We start from the raw sequence: 13497 nt of genomic DNA, 5'->3' as shown, positions 1-13497 counted from the left end.
CGGCCCGCGCCTGCGCCTGCGCCCGGCCAGCTCGCGCCGGTACCCGCGCCTGCGCCTGCGCCTGCGCCTGCGAGAATCGGAGCATGACCGATTCCGCCGCGCTCCTCCGCCGCGGTCGCGCCCTCGAGTGGGTGACGCTCGGCTGGAACGTCGTGGGCGTCGTCGTGCTCGCGGTGCTCGCCCTGAGCAGCGCATCCGTCGCCCTGGCTGGTTTCGGCCTCGACAGCCTGATCGAGATCGGCGCGAGCGCCGTCGTGCTCTGGGAGCTCTCGGGCACCGGTGAGGCGCGGCAACGGCGGGCGCTGCGGATGATCGGCCTCGCCTTCATCGCGCTCGCCCTCTACCTCGGCACGCAGTCCACGGTCGCGCTCGTCACCGCGCACCGCCCCGACCCCGGCGCGGGCGGAATCGTCTGGACCGGGGTGACCGCGATCGTGATGTTCTCCCTCGCCGCCGGCAAGGCGCGCACGGGGCGCGCGCTCGGCAATCCCGTGCTCGAGACGGAGGGTCGAGTCACCTTCGTCGACGGTCTGCTGGCCGTCGCCGTGCTGCTGGGGGTGAGCCTCGACCTGCTGCTCGGCTGGTGGTGGGCCGATGCCCTCGCCGGCTACGTCATCGTGTTCTACGCCGTGCGCGAGGCTGTGCAGGTCTTCCGCGCGCACTGACCGCGCGCACCGACCGCCAGAAGTGACCGGAGCACCGACCGCGAGAAGTGACCGGAGAACCGACCGCGACCCCGCGCCCCGACCCGCGCCCGGCGCCGCTTACGATGGAGGGCTGATGTCTCTCGACGCCCTCCCCGCCATCACCTTCCCGCCCGAGCTGCCCGTCAGCCAGCGGAAGGACGATATCGCGCGCGCGATTCGCGATCACCAGGTCGTCATCGTGGCCGGCGCGACCGGCTCCGGCAAGACCACCCAGCTCCCCAAGATCTGCCTCGAGCTGGGCCGCACGAGCATCGGTCACACGCAGCCCCGCCGCCTCGCCGCCCGCACGATCGCCGAGCGCGTCGCGGAGGAGCTGGGCGACGAGCTGGGCGGCATCGTGGGCTACCAGGTGCGCTTCACCGACCGGGTGGGGCCCGAGACGCGCATCAAGCTCATGACCGACGGCATCCTGCTGAACGAGATCCACCGCGACCGGCTGCTGCGCAAATACGACACCATCATCATCGACGAGGCGCACGAGCGCAGCCTCACCGTCGACTTCCTCATCGGCTACCTGAAGCAGATCCTCCCCCAGCGCCCCGACCTCAAGGTCATCATCACGAGCGCGACGATCGACCCGGAGAGCTTCTCGCGCCACTTCGACGGCGCCCCCATCATCGAGGTCTCCGGCCGCACCTTCCCGGTCGAGATCCGGTATCGCCCGCTCGTGGCCGAGGCGGCCGAGAGCGAGGGCGACGACGACGACGTCGACGGCCCCGCGACGGTCGACCGAGACTACCTGGAGGGCATCAACGCGGCACTCGACGAGCTGGCGCGCGAGTCCGCCGGCGACGTGCTCGTCTTCCTGAGCGGCGAGAACGAGATCCGCGACGCCGAGGAGGCGATCCGCGGGCGCAACCTCCCGCACACCGAGGTGCTGCCGCTCTACGGGCGGCTGAGCGCGGCCGACCAGCACCGCGTATTCCAGCCCTCGCAGCAGGCCGGGGTGCAGCGGCGGATCGTGCTGGCGACCAACGTGGCCGAGACGAGCCTCACCGTGCCGGGCATCCGCTACGTCATCGACGCGGGCACCGCGCGTATCAGTCGGTATTCGACTCGCGCGAAGATCCAGCGGCTGCCCATCGAGGCGATCAGCCAGGCCTCGGCCAATCAGCGCTCGGGGCGCTCGGGGCGCACGAGTGACGGCATCGCGATCCGGCTGTACTCCGAGGCCGACTTCGAGAAGAGGCCGGCGTTCACCGAGCCCGAGATCCTGCGCACGAACCTGGCGGCGGTGATCCTGCAGATGATCTCCCTGGGTCTGGGCGACCTGCAGGCCTTCCCCTTCCTGCAGCCCCCCGACTCGCGCGGGGTGAAAGACGGTCTCGAGCTGCTGCGCGAGCTCGGCGCGGTCGACACGAGCGGCGCGACCCCGCGCATCACCCGGATCGGCCGCGACCTCGCGCGGCTGCCCATCGACCCGCGACTGGGGCGGATGATCGTCGAATCGAAGCGCCACGGCACGACCCGAGAGGTCGCAGCGATCGTCGCCGGGCTCACGATCCAGGATCCCCGCGAGCGCCCGCTCGAGAAGCGCGCGCAGGCGGAGGAGAAGCACGCCCGCTTCATCGACCCGACGAGCGACTTCCTCACCCTGCTGAACCTCTGGAACTACCTGCGCGAGAAGGAGGAGGAGCTGAGCGGCAACCAGTTCCGCCGCCTGTGCCGCAGCGAGTACCTCAACTACCTGCGGATCCGCGAGTGGAGCGACCTGTTCCGCCAGCTCAGCCGCCAGGCCAGGCAACTGGGGCTCACGATCGGTGACCCCGCGGTGAACCCGGACGGCATCCACACCTCCCTGCTCGCCGGCCTGCTGAGCCAGATCGGAATCCGCGAGGGCGCGGCGGGCGCGACCGGCGGCGCGCGCGGGGCGAGCCCGGGCCAGGGGCGCCCCGCGCAGAAGGCGCGCGGCGAGTACACGGGTGCGCGGCAGGTGAAATTCGTGCTGTTCCCCGGGTCGGCGCTCGCGAAGAAGCCCCCGGCCGCCGTCATGAGCGCCGAACTGGTCGAGACCTCCCGGCTCTTCGCGCGCATGAACGCTGCCATCGACCCGGCCTGGGCGGAGGCCCTCGCCGGCGACCTCGTGAAGCGCAGCTACTCCGAGCCGCACTGGGAGAAGCGGCAGGGCTCCGTCGTCGCCTACGAGCGCGCCACCCTCTACGGCGTGCCGATCGTGGTGCACCGGCGGGTGCAGTACGCGCGGGTGGACCCGGTCGTCGCGCGTGAACTCTTCATCCGCGCTGCGCTCGTGGAGGGCGAGTGGGACACCAGTCGGCTCGACCGCCGGCTGACCGCCTTCGACCGTGCCAACCGGCAGCTGCGTGCGGAACTCGCCGAGGTCGAGGAGCGCACGCGCCGGCGCGACATCCTCTACGACGACGAGGCGATCTTCGAGTTCTACGACGCGCGCATCCCCGCCGACGTCGCGACCACCCGCGGCTTCGAGAGCTGGTGGCGCCGCACCCGCGCCACGACCCCCGAACTCCTCACGATGACCGCGGAGGCGCTGGCGGGCGAGGCCGAGATCGACGAGAACGCCTTCCCGGCGAACTGGGTGCAGGGCGACCAGACGCTGGCCCTGAGCTACCGATTCGAGCCGGGTGCCGACGACGACGGCGTCACGGTGCGGGTGCCGCTCGCGCTCCTCGCCCGCCTCTCCCCCGCGGGCTTCGACTGGCTCGTACCCGGGCTGCGCGACGACCTCGTCACCGCCCTCATCAAGAGCCTGCCGAAGGCGATCCGGCGCAACGTCGTCCCCGCGGCCGACTGGGCGCGACGGCTGCTCGACGCCCTGCCGACCGACGACCCCGTCGCCCTCGAACAGACCACGCTCACCGAGTTCCTGGCCGACACGATCCAGCGGATGACCCACACCCCGCTCTCGGCCGAGGACTTCGATACCGAGCGGGTCCCCGCGCACCTGCGCGTCACCTTCGCCGTCATCGGCGAGGGCGGCCGCGAGGTCGCCCGGTCGAAGGACCTCCCCGCCCTGCAGCAGAAGCTCAAGAGCCGTGCCCGCGAGTCGGTCGCGAAGGCCAGCGCGAGCACGCCGCACGCGATGGAGCGCGAGGGCCTGACCGGATGGGACTTCGACGAGCTGCCGCGCCTCATCGACACGCGGCAGGGCGGCACGGTCATCCGCGCCTACCCCGCGCTCGTCGACCGCGGCACGAGCGTCGCGCTGCGTCTCCTCACCACGCCGGATGACCAGCTCGCCCAGACCCGGGCGGGTATCCGCCGGCTGCTCCTCCTCACCATCCCGTCGCCCCTCTCCTACGTGCGCGAACACCTGACCCAGGCCGAGAAGCTCCTGCTCGCCACGAGCCCGTACCAGAACGTGCAGGCGCTGTTCGACGACTGCCTGCTCGCGTGCACCGACGACGGGCTCCTCGGGCGCGCGAGCGACGGCGTGCTGTGGACGCGGGAGGAGTTCGAGGCGGCGCGCACGGCGATCTCCGCGGGCCTCGTCGACGCGCTCTACGCGACCGTGACGGCGGTCACGGCGACCCTCGCGGCCGCGCGCGACGCCGATCGCTCGATCCGCGCGACGACGAGCATGGCCGTGCTGCCCGCGGTGACCGACGCCCGCGAGCAGCTCGCGGGGCTGGTGTTCCCCGGCTTCGTCTCCCGCTCGGGCGTCACCCGCCTGCGTCACCTGCCCCGGTACCTGCGCGGAATCTCCGCCCGGCTCGAGAAACTGCCGACCGAGATCGCGCGCGACCGGGTCTGGATGAACGAGGTCGCCGCCGCGACCGCCCGCTACACCGCGGCGGGCGGGCGCATCCCGCTCGCTCCGGACGCGACGGACCGCCTCGCGCGCGTGCGCTGGATGCTGGAGGAGCTGCGCGTGAGCCTGTTCGCCCAACACCTGGGCACCGCGGAGACGGTCTCGCTGCAGCGCATCGTCAAAGCTCTCGGCTGAGCCCAGGCGTACGCTGGACGCATGACAACGGCGGTCATCGTGGATGCGGTTCGAACGGCCTCGGGGCGCGGCAAGCCCGGCGGGGCCCTCGCCGAGGTGCACCCGGTCGACCTGCTCGCGACCGTATTGCGGGCGCTCGTGGAGCGGAGCCGGCTCGATCCGGCGCTCGTCGACGACGTCATCGCGGGCTGCCTGTCGCAGACGGGCGAGCAGTCGGTCAACATCGCCCGCAACGCGGTGCTCGCGGCCGGCTTCCCCGAGAGCGTGCCCGCGACCACGATCGACCGGCAGTGCGGCTCCAGCCAGCAGGCGGCGGCCTTCGCCGCGCAGGGCGTGATCGCCGGTGCCTACGACGTGGTCATCGCCTGCGGGGTCGAGCGAATGAGTTCGAACCCCATCGGCGCGGCCACGCTCGGGCTCGACCCCTACGGCGCCGCGGTCGCCGAGCGGTATCCCGACGGTCTCATCGGCCAGGGAATCTCGGCCGAGCTGATCGCGGCGCGCTGGGGCTTCGGTCGCGAGGAACTCGACGCCTACGCCGCCCGCTCGCATCGGCTCGCCGCCGCGAGCGATTTCAGTCGCGATATCGTTCCCGTGGCGACGCCCCACGGCGAGCACCGCGTCGACGAGACGGTTCGGCCCGGCACGACCGTCGACGCCCTGGCCGCGTTGCCGCCGGCGTTCCGGGATGACCGGCTCCGGGCCCGCTTCCCGGAGCTCGACTGGCGCATCACCGCCGGCAACTCCTCCCCGCTGACCGACGGCGCCTCCGCGGTGCTCATCATGAGCGAGGAGAAGGCCGCGCTCCTCGGGCTCGAGCCCCGAGCGCGCTTCACCGGCTTCGCCGTCACCGGTTCCGACCCGATCGAGATGCTCACCGGGGTGATCCCGGTGACGCGGCGCATCCTCGCGCGGTCGGGCGTCGGCATCGACGACCTCGACACGATCGAGGTGAACGAGGCCTTCGCCTGCGTGCCGCTCGCCTGGCTGGCCGAACTGCACGCCGACCCGGAGCGGGTGAACCCGCGGGGCGGGGCCATCGCGCTCGGTCATCCGCTCGGTGCCAGCGGAACACGGCTGCTCGGCACGATGCTCGGCACGCTCGAGCAGACGGGTGGTCTGCGCGGGCTTCAGGTGATGTGCGAGGGCGGCGGGATGGCCAACGCGACCCTCATCGAGCGCTACTGAGCGCCCGGTCGCTCAGCTGAGCAGGCGCACCGGTCGGCGGGGGTCGGGCTCCTCGGCGGGCGGGATCTCACCCGCGAGCGCCCGGGCGATCTCCTCCCGCTCGGCGACGTGCGACTGGATGAGCGGCACGGCCTTCGCGACCGCCTTCTCCAGTCGCTCCTGCAGCCGGGGCGACGAGATCTCGTAGTTGGCGAAATCGCTGTCGTGCGCGTAGACCCCGACGGGGAGGGTCAGCGCCTGGAAGAAGGAGAACAGCGGCCGGAACTGGTGCTCGATGATGAGCGCGTGACGCTCGCTGCCGCCGGTCGCCGCGAGGAACACCGGGGTGTCGACGAGCGAGTACTGGTCGACGAAGTCGAAGAGGTGCTTGAAGAGTCCGGTGAAGGATGCCCGGTACACGGGTGACCCGACGATCAGCACGTCCGCGGACTCGATGGCCTGCAGCTCGGCCTCCGCCTCGGCCGGCAGCTCGCCGCGGGACAGCGCGCCGCCGAGTAGCGGGCCGAGCTCCGTGAGCCGGATGAGGTGCGTCTCGGCGGGCAGTGCGCGGCCCAGCGCGGCGGCGATCGCCTCGACCAGGACGGTGGTCTTGGAGGGGTTGTGCAGGCTGCCGGAGACGGCGACGACGTTCAGCGGGGTGGTCATGGCTCCATCGTTCCCGCTGCCGGTGTGTGCCGCCAACGAGCGCGAAACACAGCGTCACGAACCCCGGCGGAGGCCGCCCGGCGGCCACCGCCTCCCACCGGGGCTCGCTCCTAGAGCACCTTGGAGAGGAACGCCCTGGTGCGCTCGTGCTGCGGGTCGGCGAGCACCGTGCGCGGGTCGCCCGACTCCACGACCACACCGCCATCCATGAACGCGAGCGAGTCCGCCACCTCGCGGGCGAAGCCCATCTCGTGAGTCACCACGATCATCGTCATCCCCGACTGCGCGAGCTGCTTCATCACGTCGAGCACCTCGCCGACGAGTTCCGGGTCGAGCGCCGAGGTGGGCTCGTCGAAGAGCATCAGCTTCGGGTCCATTGCGAGCGCGCGCGCGATGGCCACGCGCTGCTGCTGCCCCCCGCTGAGGTGGGCGGGGTAGGCGTCGGCCTTGTCGGCGAGCCCCACGCGGGCGAGCAGTTCGCGCGCGCGGACGATGGCGGCCGCCTTGTTCGCCCTGTTCACGCGGATCGGCGCCTCGATGATGTTCTCGAGGGCGGTCATGTGCGGGAAGAGGTTGAAGCGCTGGAACACCATCCCGATGTCGCGACGCTGCCGCGCGGCGTCGCGGGGCTTCAGCTCGTGGAGTCGGTCGCCCTTCTCGCGGTAGCCGATGAGCGTGCCGTCGACGCGCAGGCGACCGGCATCGACGGTCTCCAGGTGGTTGATGCAGCGCAGAAAGGTGGACTTGCCCGAGCCGCTCGGTCCGACCAGGCACAGCACCTCGCCCCGGGCCACGGTGAGCGAAATGGATTTCAGGACCTGGTTCGAGCCGAAGCTCTTCGAGACCTGAACGGCCTCGACCATGGGCACCTCGCCGGTCATCCGATCGCCTCCTCGCGTGTGTCGGGTGCCGCTGCCGCCTTCTCCGGCCGCGCGGAGGAGATTCCGCGCGCGAAGCGCTTCTCGAGGAAGTACTGCCCCACCATGAGCACGGAGGTCATGAAGAGGTACCAGGTGGAGGCGTCGAGCAGGAGCGGAATCGGGGTGAAGGTCTCGGCGGAGATGTCGCGCGAGCGCGCGTACAGGTCGAGGCTGAAGGGCACCGCGGTCACGAGCGAGGTCGTCTTGAGCATGGAGATGAACTCGTTGCCGGTCGGCGGGATGATGACGCGCATCGACTGCGGGATCACGATGCGCCACATCGACTGGCCCCAGCTCATGCCGAGCGCGATCGCCGCCTCCTCCTGCCCGCGGTCGACCGACAGGATGCCCGCCCGCACGATCTCGGCGAGGTAGGCCGCCTCGTTCAGAGCCAGCCCGAGCACGGCGAGCGCGAAGAAGCTGAGCGCCTGCCCCGTGGCGAAGCTGATCACCGGTGGGAGGAACGGCAGCCCGAGCTGCAGCGTCGGGTAGATCAGCGACAGGACCCCCCAGAAGACGAGCTGCACGTAGACCGGGGTTCCGCGGAAGATCCAGACGTAGAACCAGGCGATGCTGCGGAATACGGGGTTCGACGACAGGCGCATGACGGTGAGCAGCAGTGCGAGCACGGCCGCGATCGCCATCGAAAGCACGGTCAGCTCGATGGTGACGAGAGCCGCCGCGGAGATCCGCTGGTCGAACAGGTACTTGATGTAGATGTCCCACTGGAACGCCTTCCGCGTGGAGGCATCCCAGAGAAACGCGACGAAGTACACCGCGAGCACCACCGCGATGAGGTTGCGCACGGGGTGGCGCAGCCGCACCGCCTTGATGACCTCGGCGGGCGCCGTACCGCCGGGCGGCGGGGGTGACCCCGCCGCCCGGTCGGGCCGTTCGGCGTGGGCCACGATCAGCCGTTTGCCGCGGCGTTGATCGTGATGGTGGTCAGCCCGCCGTCGGCGACTCCCCACTTGGTGAGGATCGCCTTGTAGCTGCCGTCGTCGACGAGCGCCTGCAGGGCCTTCTGCACCGCGGTGCCGAGGGTGGAGCCCTTGGCGACGGCGATGCCGTAGGGCGCGACGTCGGTGGTGGTGCCCGCGGCCTGGAGCTTTCCACCCGACTTGGCGATCGCGTACTCGGTGATCGGCGAGTCCGCGCTCATCGCGTCGGCCTGGCCGAGCACGACCGCGTTCGTCGCCAGGTCCTGACCGTCGTACTTGAGGATCTGGATGGGCTTCTTGCCCGCCTTGACACAGGCGGCGGACTTCGCCGGCACCTCGTCCTGCTGCTCGGTCGTTCCCGATTCGACGGCGACCTTGAGGCCACACGCGTTCGACGGGTCGACGGTCTTCCCGGCCGCCGAGGCCCAGAGGATGCCCGCCGAGTAGTAGTTGACGAAGTCGACCTGCTTCTCGCGCTCAGCCGTGTCGGTGAACGACGAGACTCCGGCGTCGTACTTGCCGCCCGTGATGTTGGGGATGATCGTGTCGAATCCCGCGATGTTGTAGTTCGCCTTCACGCCGAGCTTGGCGGCGACCGCGTTGAACAGGTCGATGTCCCAGCCGATCGCGTTACCGCTCGGGTCCTTGTACTCGTTGGGTGCGTAGGTCGCGTCGACCCCCACCTGGATGACTCCGGCCGATTTGATGGAGGCGGGCAGGAGTGACGCGAGCGTCGCGTCCTTCGTGCTGGCTCCGACCGTCGCTGTGGGCGCGGGTGCGGGCGTGTTGTTCACACAGCCGGTCAATGCGATCGCCGTGACCACGGCGATCAGGGGAAGGGCATGCCTGATTCGCATGAGTTGTCCTGTTCTCTGGGTGTCCCCGCGTGCCTCCGACATCAGTGTCGTCGCGATTGATCGGAGCCTACATCTGGTTGACGCGGGGTTTTCCGCGCAATTCTGAGGAGATTCGATTGTTAATTGCGCGTCAGCGCAGAATCTTCTCGTAGCAGATGGCTCCGGGGATCGCGCCGTAGCCCCCGTAGACGGGAACTCGGTGATAGCCGATGCGCTCGTAGAGTCCGATCGCCTCCCGCTGGAGGTCGCCGGTCTGCAGGAGCAGTCGAGTGACGCCGTGCTCGCGCGCGATCACCTCGAGCTCGGCCATGAGGGCCTTGGAGAGACCGAGCCCGCGGGCGCCCGGCTCGACGACGACCTTTCGCACCTCGAAGGCGTCGTCATAGCGGCGGATTCCCGCGTGACCGACGGCCCGGCCGCCGAGGATCGCGAGAACGGAGGTGACGATCGTGGTCTCGTCGATGGCGAGTGCCGCGTGCACGGCGGCCTCGAGCGCCTCACCGGCGCCGAACATCCGCCCGGCGTAGAGCAGGCCCATCTCGGAGTCCATCTCATCACGCAGGCGCGCCGCGCGCGGGTCGGACCAGTCGACCCGGAGGAGCTCGACCACCGGGGCGTCGGGTCCGGCCGCCGAGGCCTCCGGACCCGACGTCGGCTCACTCACTCTTCGCGGCCACCGTGGCGGAGGCGTTGGACTCGTAGGAGGTGTTCGTCGACTCGAAGAAGTTGACGAGCTGCAGTGTGTCGTTCGCCGCGGCCATCCACTTCGCGGGGTTCGAGACGTTGTACTCGGGCTCGAAGCCGAGCTCCTCCAGTCGCCGGTCGGCCAGGTACTTCACGTACTGGTTGATGTAGTTGGCGTTGAGGCCGAGGATTCCGCCCGGGAGCAGGTCACGGTTGTACTGCTCTTCCATTTCGACCGCGTCGAGGATCATCTGCTTGATCTCGGCCGCGAACTCCGGTGTCTGCAGGTCGGGGTTCTCCTCCAGCACGGTGAGGATGAGGTTGATGCCGAACTTCAGGTGCAAGGACTCGTCACGAACGACCCAGTCCATGAGCGAGCCGAAGTTGCGAAGCAGGTTCCGCTGACGGAACGACAGCGCGACCATGAAGCCGGAGTAGAACCACACCCCCTCGAGGATGACGTTGTACGCGACGAGGTTGCGGATGAAGTCCTTCTTGCCCTCCGTCGTGGTGATGTCGAGCGTCTGCTCGGTCATCCGACGGATGAACTTGATCTCGAACTCCTCCTTGCGCGCCATCGACGGGATGTCGACGTGCGAGTTGTAGGCGGCATCGCGATCGATCGGGAAGGTCTCCAGCACGTACTCGAAGCTCATGCAGTGGTTGGCCTCCTCCCACATCTGCTTGGCGAGGTACAGGCTGCACTCGGCCGCGCTCACGTAGGGGTACACGCCGAAGGCGAGCGCTTTGTTGACGAGCAGCTCGTTCGGGTTGAAGTAGCTCATCAGGAAGGTGACCGCGTGGCGCTCCTCGTCGGTCATCTTCTTGAAGTCGGCGATGTCTTCGCCCAACTGGATCTCGTTGGGGAACCAGGTGTTGGCGACGGCCTGGTCGTACAGGTCCATCGCCCACTTGTACTTGATCGGCTTGAGCAGAAGACCTTCCTGAAGGCCGGTTCCGAGGATGCCCATGAGTTCTACTTCTTCCTTGTGATGGTTACTGGCAGCTGTCGCACTGGAGTTCGTCCATGGGGTCCACGGGAACGTCGTACTCGAAGGGTGCGGTCGTGGTGAATCCTCCGGACATCAGGCGTCCGCCTTCGGGGCGAGCCCGCCGAAGCCGAAACCGCGCTTGGGCGCGGCCGGCTCGACGGGGACCTCGGCGGTGGCGGGAGCGGCGGCGGCCGCCCCGAAGCCCTTGCGGGCGGCGGGGGTGCCGATCTCCTCGGACTTGTTCACCTTGACGGTCGACTGCTCGGCCGTGTGGCGCGGCTTCATGTGCAGGTAGTAGGTCGTCTTGACGCCCTTCTCCCAGGCCGCGAAGTAGATGTCCATCATGTCGCCGAGGTCACGCGTCTCGAGGTACATGTTGCGGCTGATCGCCTGGTCGATCCACTTCTGCGCGCGCGCCGCCACCTCGAGGAAGGCGTAGGGCGAGAGCTGGAAGCTCGTCTTGTAGGTCGCCTTCACCGAGTCCGGGATGGAGGCGATGTTCTGGATATCGCCCTGGCTGCGCAGGATCGTCTCCTTGGTGGAGTCCCAGAGGCCGAGCTTCTGCAGGTCGGTCACGAGGTTGCGATTGACCTCGAGGAACTTGCCGTTGGAGGTGGCGCGGCTGAAGATCTGCGAGAACTGCGGGTCGAGACCGGGGGTCGTGCCGGCGACGAGGCCGATGGATGCGGTGGGCGCGATCGCCATGAGCGTCGCGTTGCGCATACCGCCCTTGACCTTCGCGCGCAGCGCGTCCCAGTCGAGCCGGCTCGTGCGGTTCACCTTGATCTCGGTGCCCCGGTCGGCCTCGGTGAGCGCGATCGAGTCGAGGGGAACGAGGCCCTGCGACCACCGCGATCCCTCGAAGTTCGGGTACGCACCCCGCTCCTGGGCGAGGTTGGCGCTCTCGTCGATGGCCGCGTAGGAGACGTGCTCCATGATCTCGTCGATCAGCTCGTAGGCCTCCTCGCTCTCGTAGCTGTAGCCGAGGCGCTCGATGACGTCGGTGAAGCCCATGACCCCGAGCCCGACGGCGCGGTTCTGGTGGTTGGAGAAGTCCGCCTCCTTCACCGACGACCGCGTGATGTCGATCAGGTTGTCGAGCTGGCGCACCGCGATGCGGGCGCTCTCCTCGATGCGCGAGAAGTCGAGCTTGCCCGCGTCGTCGAGGTGGCGCGAGAGGTTGATCGAGGCCAAGTTGCAGACCGAGACGTTGTCGATGTCCTGCGGGAGGGTGATCTCGGTGCAGAGGTTGGAGAGGTGGATCGTGCCCGTGTTGTTGTTGAGCGCGCGGTTGTTGATCGTGTCTTTCCAGGTCAACCACGGGTGACTCGTCGTCTGCAGCGAGATGAGGATGGACTTGAACTGCTCGCGCGCACCGATCTTCTTGAACATGCGCATCTCACCGGCCTCGGCCTTCGCGACGTAATCGTTGTACCGCGCAGAGAAGGCCTTGCCGTAGAGCTCGCCGAGGTCGGCGACCTCGAGCGGGTCGAAGAGGTACCAGTCGTCGTCGTTCTGCACGCGCTTCATGAACTCGTCGCTGATCCACACGGCGGTGTTCGCGGTGCGGGTGCGCCGGTACGGGTCGCCCGAGTTCTGGCGGAGGTCGAGGAACTCCGGGAAGTCGAGGTGCCAGTTCTCCATGTAGAAGCACAGCGCGCCGAACTTCTTGCCGCCGCGGCTGACCGCGCGCAGGATCGAGTCGATCGTGTGCATGAACGGGATGGGGCCGGTCGAGGTGGTGTTGTTCGAGCGGATGGGCGAGCCCTGCGCGCGCAGCTTCGAGACCGAGAGGCCGATGCCGCCGGTTCCCTTGGTGAGCCACATGACGTCGCGCGTGGTCTTGGCGATGTGCTCCATGTCGTCCTGCATCTCCATGACGAAGCAGTTCGCGAGCTGGGGGTAGACCGTGCCCGCGTTGACGAGGGTGGAGCCGGCGGCCAGGTACTCGAGGCGCGACATCTTCTCGTAGAACCGGATGGCCTGCGCCGTGGGGTCGACCTCGTTGAGCGAGAGGCCCATCGCGATGCGCATCCAGAAGTACTGGGGCACCTCGAGCGCGTCGCCGTTGCGGCCCTTGATGCCGTAGCGGTTGTTGAGCGTGACGACGCCGATGTACTTGAGCAGCTCGTCGTGGACCGGGTCGAGGGCGGCGGCGAGCACGTCCAGGTCGAAGAGCTCGGTCAGGCGCGAGTCGAGGAGCCCCTCGGCGACACCGCGGCGAACGTTGGTGGGGAAGTGCGCGGCGTGGAGGGCCTTGAGCTCCTCGGCGGTGGAGTAGTCGCCGAGCACGCGCTTGTAGATGGTCTTGAGGAGGAGTCGGGCCGCAACGATGTCGAAGGCGGGGTCATCTTTGACGTTCTGCAGGGCGACCTGGATGACCGCCTCGTCGAGCTGCTGCGTGGTGATGCCGTCGAAGAGCGTGAGCTCGAGCTCGGACGCGATCTGGGTGACCCAGGTGATGTTCTCGTCGAGACCGGCACTGGCGTGCTCGATCGCGAGGTTGATCTTGTTCGCGTCGTACGGCTCGCGCTGCCCATCGCGCTTGACTACGGTGATTGCCACAAAAAACTCCTTATTTCCCCGGATGATGCCCCCACGGAGGGCCCCTCGGCCCCACGGTTCAATCACTATATATCGG

10 protein-coding genes are annotated in these 13497 nt (G+C 68.9%); 3 read left to right on the top strand and 7 right to left on the bottom strand.

Features of this window, described 5'->3' with window-relative positions; genetic code table 11:
* Nucleotides 1-83: 83 nt before the first annotated feature.
* From G3T37_RS00255 to G3T37_RS00245, 3 genes are all read left to right on the top strand, one after another.
* On the top strand, nucleotides 84-665 hold the full coding sequence (locus tag G3T37_RS00255; RefSeq protein ID WP_163471379.1) for a cation efflux transmembrane domain-containing protein: 582 nt from the start codon (nucleotides 84-86) through the stop codon (nucleotides 663-665).
* 115 nt (nucleotides 666-780) lie between these two features.
* Nucleotides 781-4629: an ATP-dependent RNA helicase HrpA gene (gene hrpA, locus G3T37_RS00250; protein WP_163471377.1), complete on the top strand. Its 3849-nt coding sequence runs from the start codon at nucleotides 781-783 to the stop codon at nucleotides 4627-4629.
* A gap of 21 nt (nucleotides 4630-4650) precedes the next feature.
* Nucleotides 4651-5817 (top strand): thiolase family protein, encoded by a 1167-nt coding sequence (locus G3T37_RS00245; protein ID WP_163471375.1) that lies wholly within the window; start codon nucleotides 4651-4653, stop codon nucleotides 5815-5817.
* 12 nt (nucleotides 5818-5829) lie between these two features.
* Here the strand turns inward: G3T37_RS00245 and msuE are convergent, their stop codons facing one another.
* The 7 genes from msuE to G3T37_RS00210 form a co-directional block, all read right to left on the bottom strand.
* The gene (gene msuE, locus G3T37_RS00240) at nucleotides 5830-6462 is read right to left on the bottom strand and encodes an FMN reductase (RefSeq protein ID WP_163471373.1); all 633 of its coding nucleotides are present in this window, start codon (nucleotides 6460-6462) and stop codon (nucleotides 5830-5832) included.
* A 110-nt stretch (nucleotides 6463-6572) separates the two neighbouring features.
* The gene (locus G3T37_RS00235) at nucleotides 6573-7343 is read right to left on the bottom strand and encodes an amino acid ABC transporter ATP-binding protein (protein ID WP_277814825.1); all 771 of its coding nucleotides are present in this window, start codon (nucleotides 7341-7343) and stop codon (nucleotides 6573-6575) included.
* Nucleotides 7340-8290 carry an amino acid ABC transporter permease gene (locus tag G3T37_RS00230; RefSeq protein WP_422110960.1) on the bottom strand — a complete coding sequence of 317 codons (951 nt, stop codon included), beginning with the start codon at nucleotides 8288-8290 and terminating at the stop codon, nucleotides 7340-7342. Before G3T37_RS00230 ends, G3T37_RS00235 begins: the two co-directional genes overlap by 4 nt.
* Nucleotides 8291-8292: 2 nt before the next feature.
* Nucleotides 8293-9180, bottom strand: a complete 888-nt coding sequence (locus tag G3T37_RS00225; RefSeq protein WP_163471371.1) for an ABC transporter substrate-binding protein — start codon at nucleotides 9178-9180, stop codon at nucleotides 8293-8295.
* A 130-nt stretch (nucleotides 9181-9310) separates the two neighbouring features.
* Entirely contained in the window at nucleotides 9311-9844 is a 534-nt protein-coding gene (locus G3T37_RS00220; RefSeq protein ID WP_163471369.1) for a GNAT family N-acetyltransferase, read from the bottom strand.
* Nucleotides 9837-10835 carry a ribonucleotide-diphosphate reductase subunit beta gene (locus G3T37_RS00215; protein WP_163471367.1) on the bottom strand — a complete coding sequence of 333 codons (999 nt, stop codon included), beginning with the start codon at nucleotides 10833-10835 and terminating at the stop codon, nucleotides 9837-9839. Before G3T37_RS00215 ends, G3T37_RS00220 begins: the two co-directional genes overlap by 8 nt.
* Nucleotides 10836-10949: 114 nt before the next feature.
* A complete protein-coding gene (locus G3T37_RS00210; RefSeq protein ID WP_174247711.1) occupies nucleotides 10950-13421 on the bottom strand; it encodes a ribonucleoside-diphosphate reductase subunit alpha in 2472 nt (823 codons plus the stop codon).
* Nucleotides 13422-13497: the final 76 nt, after the last annotated feature.

The organism is Galbitalea soli (assembly GCF_010686725.1).
Lineage (GTDB): Bacteria > Actinomycetota > Actinomycetes > Actinomycetales > Microbacteriaceae > Galbitalea > Galbitalea soli.
The sequence above is the reverse complement of the archived record's forward strand: the minus strand, read 5'-3'. Positions and strand labels throughout refer to the sequence as shown.

What these genes read in the sequence shown, in the direction of transcription:
- G3T37_RS00235 (WP_277814825.1), bottom strand. Translation starts at nt 7,343, where the DNA reads ATGACCGGCGAGGTGCCCATGGTCGAGGCCGTTCAGGTCTCGAAGAGC.
- G3T37_RS00225 (WP_163471371.1), bottom strand. Translation starts at nt 9,180, where the DNA reads ATGCGAATCAGGCATGCCCTTCCCCTGATCGCCGTGGTCACGGCGATC.
- msuE (WP_163471373.1), bottom strand. Translation starts at nt 6,462, where the DNA reads ATGACCACCCCGCTGAACGTCGTCGCCGTCTCCGGCAGCCTGCACAAC.
- hrpA (WP_163471377.1), top strand. Translation starts at nt 781, where the DNA reads ATGTCTCTCGACGCCCTCCCCGCCATCACCTTCCCGCCCGAGCTGCCC.
- G3T37_RS00255 (WP_163471379.1), top strand. Translation starts at nt 84, where the DNA reads ATGACCGATTCCGCCGCGCTCCTCCGCCGCGGTCGCGCCCTCGAGTGG.
- G3T37_RS00245 (WP_163471375.1), top strand. Translation starts at nt 4,651, where the DNA reads ATGACAACGGCGGTCATCGTGGATGCGGTTCGAACGGCCTCGGGGCGC.
- G3T37_RS00215 (WP_163471367.1), bottom strand. Translation starts at nt 10,835, where the DNA reads ATGGGCATCCTCGGAACCGGCCTTCAGGAAGGTCTTCTGCTCAAGCCG.